At 69.6% G+C, this 6491-nt stretch carries 7 protein-coding genes; 1 reads left to right on the top strand and 6 read right to left on the bottom strand.

Going from position 1 to position 6491, the window contains the following annotated elements; genetic code table 11:
• Window positions 1–74: 74 nt before the first annotated feature.
• Window positions 75–1673 (bottom strand): ABC-F family ATP-binding cassette domain-containing protein, encoded by a 1599-nt coding sequence (locus BIV01_RS12945; protein ID WP_031261586.1) that lies wholly within the window; start codon window positions 1671–1673, stop codon window positions 75–77.
• Window positions 1674–1788: 115 nt separating this feature from the next.
• On the opposite strand from BIV01_RS12945, the gene BIV01_RS12940 reads away from it, so the two are divergent.
• Window positions 1789–2388: a biotin transporter BioY gene (locus BIV01_RS12940; RefSeq protein WP_070419044.1), complete on the top strand. Its 600-nt coding sequence runs from the start codon at window positions 1789–1791 to the stop codon at window positions 2386–2388.
• A gap of 278 nt (window positions 2389–2666) precedes the next feature.
• On the opposite strand, the gene BIV01_RS12935 is transcribed toward BIV01_RS12940, so the two are convergent.
• The 5 genes from BIV01_RS12935 to sufB all read right to left on the bottom strand — a co-directional run.
• Window positions 2667–2996, bottom strand: a complete 330-nt coding sequence (locus BIV01_RS12935) for a metal-sulfur cluster assembly factor (RefSeq protein WP_022906025.1) — start codon at window positions 2994–2996, stop codon at window positions 2667–2669.
• A complete protein-coding gene (sufC, locus tag BIV01_RS12930; RefSeq protein ID WP_070419045.1) occupies window positions 2996–3769 on the bottom strand; it encodes a Fe-S cluster assembly ATPase SufC in 774 nt (257 codons plus the stop codon). The genes BIV01_RS12935 and sufC overlap by 1 nt, the downstream gene beginning before the upstream one ends.
• A gap of 82 nt (window positions 3770–3851) precedes the next feature.
• Entirely contained in the window at window positions 3852–4181 is a 330-nt protein-coding gene (locus BIV01_RS12925) for a non-heme iron oxygenase ferredoxin subunit (protein ID WP_070419609.1), read from the bottom strand.
• A complete protein-coding gene (sufD, locus tag BIV01_RS12920; protein ID WP_071303096.1) occupies window positions 4178–5434 on the bottom strand; it encodes a Fe-S cluster assembly protein SufD in 1257 nt (418 codons plus the stop codon). The genes BIV01_RS12925 and sufD overlap by 4 nt, the downstream gene beginning before the upstream one ends.
• Window positions 5435–6491, bottom strand: a 1057-nt coding sequence (gene sufB / locus BIV01_RS12915; RefSeq protein ID WP_071303095.1) for a Fe-S cluster assembly protein SufB, incomplete at its 5' end; no start/stop codon positions are given.

The raw sequence follows: 6491 nt of genomic DNA, 5'->3' as shown, positions 1-6491 counted from the left end.
GCCAGCTGGCACCGTGCCTCCAGCCCGTCGACGGGTCGCGCCCGTCGACGGGTCGCGCCCGTCGGCGGTGCGGGTCACGCGAGCTCGATGAGCTCCGCGTAGTCCTTGTTCCAGTGGTCCTCGGTGCCGTCCGGCAGGAGCAGCACCCGCTCGGGGTTGAGCGCCTCGACCGCACCGGCGTCGTGCGACACCAGCACCACGGCACCCTCGTAGCCGGCCAGCGCGCCGAGGATCTCCTCGCGCGAGGCCGGGTCGAGGTTGTTCGTCGGCTCGTCGAGCAGCAGCACGTTCGCGCCCGACACGACGATCATCGCGAGCGAGAGCCGCGTCTTCTCGCCACCGGAGAGGACACCGGCCTTCTTGTAGCCGTCGTCACCGGTGAACAGGAACGAGCCGAGGACCCGTCGCGCCTCGGTCTCGTTGAGGTCGTTCGACGCGGACACCATGTTCTCGATCACGGTGCGGTTCACGTCGATGTTCTCGTGCTCCTGCGCGTAGTACCCGATCCGCAGGCCGTGTCCGGGCAGGATCTCCCCCGTGTCCGGCTGGTCGGCGCCCGCGAGGATGCGCAGCAACGTCGTCTTGCCGGCACCGTTGAACCCGAGGATCACGACGCGCGAGCCCCGGTCGATGGCGAGGTCCACGCCGGCGAAGATCTCGAGCGACCCGTAGGACTTCGACAGCCCCTCGGCCATCAGCGGGGTGCGGCCACAGGGCGTCGGGGTCGGGAAGCGCAGCTTCGCGACGCGGTCGACTGCGCGCTCGTCCTCGAGCCCGGCGAGGAGCTTCTCGGCACGCGCGACCATCTGGTGCGCCGCTGCGGCCTTCGTGGCCTTCGCACCGAAGCGGGCCGCCTGGTCCTTGAGCGTGGCGGCCTTCTTCTCGGCGTTCGCGCGCTCCTTGCGGCGGCGCTCCTCGTCGGCGGCACGCTGCCGCTGGTAGAGCTTCCACCCCATGTTGTAGACGTCGATCGACTGGCGGTTGGCGTCGAGGTAGAAGACGCGGTTGACGACCTCGTCCACGAGCTCGACGTCGTGGGAGATGACGATCACACCGCCCGGGTACGTCTTGAGGTGCTCGCGCAGCCAGATGATCGAGTCGGCGTCGAGGTGGTTCGTCGGCTCGTCGAGGATCATCGTCTCGGCGTCCGAGAACAGGATCCGGGCGAGCTCGATGCGACGGCGCTGACCACCCGACAGCGTCTTGAGCTGCTGGTCGAGGATGCGGTCCGGCAGCTTGAGGTTCGACGCGATCGACGCCGCCTCGGCCTCGGCTGCGTAGCCGCCGAGCGCGTTGAACTGGTCGTCGAGCCGGCTGTACCGCCGCATGGCCTTCTCGGCGACGGCGGTGTCCGTGCTGGCCATGTCGAGCGTGGCCTGGCGGATGCCCTCGACGAGCTCGCCGAGCCCACGGGCGTCGAGGATGCGCTTGCGGGCGGTGTCCTCCGGGTTGCCGGAGCGGGGGTCCTGCGGCAGGTACCCGATCTCGCCGGAGCGGTCGATCTTGCCCCCGGTCGGCTGGGTCTCACCCGCCAGGGCCTTGGTCATCGTGGTCTTCCCCGCGCCGTTCCGGCCGACGAGGCCGATCTTGTCGCCCTTCTCGACGCGGAAGGACACGTTCTCCATCAGGAGGCGAGCCCCGACGCGGATCTCGAGGTCGTGCACGGCAAGCACAGCAGACGTCCAATCAGTTGGTGGATGTGCACAACGGTGTGTGCGGGAGGTGCACCGCTACGCTGACGGGACCGATGGTCTCGAACGGGACCAGCAGTCCATTCTAGGAGAATCCATGACGAACGCCACCGGGTTCGCTCGCCGCGCAGTCCTCGCCGACCGTCTGCGCACCCACGGCCTGGCCACGAACGCCGCCCTGGTCGCCGGCGGAGCACTCTTCACCGCCGCCATGGCGCAGGTCGAGGTGCCGATGTGGCCGGTGCCGATCACGGGCCAGACCCTGGCGGTCGTGCTCGTCGGCGCGACCCTCGGTGCCCGCCGCGGCATGCTGTCGCTGCTCGTCTACGCGGTCGCCGGACTCGCCGGTGCGCCGTTCTTCGCCGACTTCACGGGTGGCCTCGGCGCCCTCGCCGTGCCGAGCTTCGGCTACGTCATCGGCTTCATCCCCGCCGCCGGTGTCATCGGCTGGCTCGCCCGTCGCGACTGGGACCGCCACGTGGGCCGTGCCGCGGTGGCGATGCTCGTCGCCAGCGCGATCCCGTTCGTCACCGGTCTCCCCTACCTGGCCGTCGTGCTCGGACAGCTCGGCGCGCCGAACGACCTGCAGTCGGTCCTCGCGGCCGGGCTGTACCCGTTCATCGTGGGTGGCATCGCGAAGGCCCTCATCGCCGCGGGCATCGTGCCGCTGGCGTGGAAGGTCCTCGGCCGCCGCTGAGTCCCGTCGCAGAAGGGCCCCGCACCGTCCGGTGCGGGGCCCTTCTGCGTGCGCAGGGGCGCGCGGGGCGCGAGGGGCGCGGGGCGCGCGGGCGGGGGCGTACGCGAGCGGGCGCGACACGCCGCGGGCCGCCCGCCGAGCGGGCGAAACCGGCCACTCCAGAGCGGCGAGCGTGACGTTTTTGGCCCGCTCGGGGCGCGCCCGAGACCCGACGCACAGACGGACGGGAGGCGCGGTGCCAGCCGGCACCGCGCCTCCCGTCCGTCAGGGGCTCGCGCCTAGATCGAGAAGCCGAGCGCGCGCATCATCTCGCGCCCGTCGTCGGTGATCCGTTCCGGGCCCCACGGCGGCATCCAGACCCAGTTGATCCGGAACGCGTCGACGATGCCGTCGAGCGCGTTCGCCGTGTCGCCCTCGATGACGTCGGTCAGGGGGCAGCCCGCGCTCGTCAGGGTCATGCTGATCACGAGCGCGGTCGCCTCGTCGTCCCAGGCGAGGTCGTAGATGAGCCCGAGGTCGACGATGTTCACGCCGAGTTCCGGGTCCTGGACCTCCTTGAGGCCCTCGACGACCTCGTCGAACTTCTCCGGTGCGAGTGCGGTGATCATCAGTTCCCCGCCGCGGCGGCTGCGGCCTGCACGTAGCGGTCGTAGCCCTCGTTCTCGAGGCGCTCGGCGAGCTCGGGGCCACCCTGCTCGGCGACCTTGCCCGCGACGAACACGTGCACGAAGTCCGGCTTGATGTAGCGGAGGATGCGCGTGTAGTGGGTGATGAGCAGCACGCCGAGCCCGGTCGCGGCCTTGGCACGGTTGACGCCCTCGGACACGATCTTCAGCGCGTCGACGTCGAGGCCGGAGTCGGTCTCGTCGAGCACGGCGAACTTCGGCTTGAGGAGCTCGAGCTGCATGATCTCGTGGCGCTTCTTCTCGCCACCGGAGAAGCCCTCGTTGACGTTGCGCTCGGCGAAGGCCGAGTCCATCTTGAGGTCGGCCATCGACTGGCGGAGGTCCTTGACCCAGCTGCGGAGCGCCGGGGCCTCGCCGTCGATCGCGGTCTTGGCGGTGCGGAGGAAGTTCGACACCGTCACGCCGGGGATCTCCACCGGGTACTGCATGGCGAGGAACATGCCGGCACGGGCACGCTCGTCGACGCTCATCGCGAGGACGTCCTCGCCGTCGAGCGTGATCGAGCCACCGACCACGTTGTACCGGGGGTGGCCGGCGATCGTGTAGGCGAGGGTGGACTTGCCCGAGCCGTTCGGCCCCATGATCGCGTGGATCTCGCCCTCGTTGATGGTGAGGTCGACGCCCTTGAGGATCTCCTTGACACCCTGGTCGGTGTCGATCGAGACCTGCAGGTCGCGGATTTCGAGAGTGGACATTGCGTTCCTTCGGTTGCAGCTGGTGTGCGGCGTCAGCCGCGGGAAGTGAGTGGAGGCCGGGGACGGCCGGGTCGGAGCGGTCTCAGTCGACCGGGACGGGGTCGTGCACGTCGACGTAGACCTCCCCGTCGCGGACCTCGACCCGGAAGACCGGGACGGGTTCGTACGCCGGGAAGTTCTGCGGCTTGCCGGTGGCCAGCGAGAAGCGGGATCCGTGGGCCCAGCACTCGAGCGTGTCGCCCTCGACGAACCCCTCTGCCAGGGAGATGTCCCCGTGGGTGCAGGTGTCGCCGATCGCGTGCACGGTGCCGGCGGAGTCCTTGACGATGGCGACCGCGGTGCCGTCGACGACGGCGCGCATCGGGCTGTCCACCTGGATGTCCGCCTCGGCACAGACCTTCGTCGACATCAGGCGGAGGCCTCCGGTGCGGCCTCGGCGATGACCGAGCGCCCCTCGGCGAGCTCCTGCTCGACCGCGGCGATGAGGCGTTCCTCGAGCTCGGGCGCACCGATCTTCTGGATGACCTCGACGAGGAAGCCGAGCACGACGAGACGACGTGCCTCTTCCTCGGGGATGCCGCGGGACTGCAGGTAGAACAGCTGCTCGTCGTCGAAGCGGCCGGTCGCACTCGCGTGGCCGGCGCCCTCGATGTTGCCCGTCTCGATCTCGAGGTTCGGGATGCTGTCCGCGCGCGTGCCGTCGGTGAGGACGAGGTTGCGGTTCTGCTCGTACGAGTCCGTGCCGTCGCCGGCGCGCCCGATGAGCACGTCGCCGATCCAGACCGTGTGCGCGCCCTGGCCCTGCAGCGCGCCCTTGTAGTTGACCCGACCGCGCGTGTTGGGCGCGTCGTGGTTCACGTAGACCTGCTGCTCGATGTACTGACCGGCGTCGGCGAAGTACACGCCGTACATCTCGGTGTCGGCACCCTGCGCACCGAGGTGCGTCGAGGGGTTGACCCGGATGACGTCGCCGCCGAGCGAGACCACGACGTGCTTGAGGAAGGCGTCGCGGCCGACCTCGGCGAAGTGGGTCGACACGTGCACCGCGTCGTCGTCCCAGTCCTGCAGGCTGACGACCGTCAGGCGGGCGCCGTCGCGGACGACGATCTCGACGTTCTCGCTGAGGAGCGCCGAACCACGGTTGTCGAGCACGACGATGCCCTGCGCGTGCGCCTCGGCCGTGATGACCGTGTGCGCGGCGCGGGGCTGCGTGCCGAAGTCGGAGCGCGTGATCGTGATGAACTCGTGCGCCTCGGTGGACTTGACCGTGACGGCCAGGACCGCGTCGCGAGCGGTCCAGGCGGCTGCGGCGGCGCGGTCCTCGGGCAGGCCGGCGGTGCCGACGCGGGGGTCGTCGCTGCGACCCCACTCGACGTCGGCGCCGTCGGACTGGCGGGCGAGGAACGGGTAGGCGGATCCGTCGAGGCCACCGTCGAGCAGGGGCTGGAGCTTCGCGAGGGGCGCGAACTTCCAGTTCACCTCTCGCCCGGTGACGGTCGGGAACGCGTCGACGTCACCGGACTGGAACCGCTCGGAGCGGGTCTGCACCGGGATCGTCTTGTCGGGCGCGTCCCAGCCGCCGTCGGAGTGTGCTCCGGCGCCGTGCTGCGTGGTCGCCGCGGGCTCGATCGGCTGGTCGATGTGGGGAGGGGTGGTGCTGGACATCTAGCCGACGGATCCTTCCATGCTCATCTCGATGAGCTTGTTGAGTTCGAGTGCGTACTCCATCGGGAGCTCGCGGGCGATCGGCTCGATGAAGCCGCGGACGATCATCGCCATCGCCTCGTCCTCGGGCATGCCGCGCGACATGAGGTAGAACAGCTGCTCCTCGCTCACGCGGGAGACCGTGGCCTCGTGCCCGAGCTGGACGTCGTCGACGCGGATGTCGATCGCCGGGTAGGTGTCCGACCGGCTGATGGTGTCCACCAGCAGCGCGTCGCACCGCACGGTGTTCGCCGCGTGGTGGGCTGCCGGGTCGACCCGGACCTCACCGCGGTACCCCGCGCGACCGCCGCCACGGGCAATCGACTTCGACACGATCGAGGACGTCGTGTACGGCGCCATGTGGATCATCTTCGCGCCGGCGTCCTGGTGCTGGCCGGGGCCGGCGAAGGCGACGGAGAGCGTCTCGCCCTTGGCGTGCTCACCCGCGAGGTAGATCGAGGGGTACTTCATCGTCACCTTGGAGCCGATGTTGCCGTCGATCCACTCCATCGTGGCGCCCTCGTGCGCGATCGCACGCTTGGTGACGAGGTTGTAGACGTTGTTCGACCAGTTCTGGATCGTCGTGTAGCGCACGCGGGCGTTCTTCTTCACGATGATCTCGACGACGGCCGAGTGCAGCGAGTCCGACTTGTAGATCGGGGCGGTGCAGCCCTCGATGTAGTGGACGTAGGAGTCCTCGTCCGCGATGATCAGCGTCCGCTCGAACTGGCCCATGTTCTCGGTGTTGATCCGGAAGTAGGCCTGCAGCGGGATCTCGACGTGGACGCCCTTCGGGACGTAGACGAACGAGCCGCCGGACCACACGGCCGTGTTCAGCGCGGCGAACTTGTTGTCGCCGGCCGGGATCACGGTGCCGAAGTACTCCTCGAAGATCTCGGGGTGCTCGCGGAGCGCCGTGTCGGTGTCCATGAAGATGACACCCTGCTGCTCCAGGTCCTCGCGGATCTGGTGGTACACGACCTCGGACTCGTACTGCGCGGCGACGCCGGCGACGAGG

The sequence above is a fragment of the Curtobacterium sp. MCBA15_013 genome (assembly GCF_001865095.1).
Lineage (GTDB): Bacteria > Actinomycetota > Actinomycetes > Actinomycetales > Microbacteriaceae > Curtobacterium.
Note: the sequence above shows the minus strand (reverse complement) of the source record. Positions and strands in the feature narration are given on the sequence as shown.

What these genes read in the sequence shown, in the direction of transcription:
- BIV01_RS12935 (WP_022906025.1), bottom strand. Translation starts at nt 2,996, where the DNA reads ATGATCACCGCACTCGCACCGGAGAAGTTCGACGAGGTCGTCGAGGGC.
- sufC (WP_070419045.1), bottom strand. Translation starts at nt 3,769, where the DNA reads ATGTCCACTCTCGAAATCCGCGACCTGCAGGTCTCGATCGACACCGAC.
- BIV01_RS12940 (WP_070419044.1), top strand. Translation starts at nt 1,789, where the DNA reads ATGACGAACGCCACCGGGTTCGCTCGCCGCGCAGTCCTCGCCGACCGT.
- sufD (WP_071303096.1), bottom strand. Translation starts at nt 5,434, where the DNA reads ATGTCCAGCACCACCCCTCCCCACATCGACCAGCCGATCGAGCCCGCG.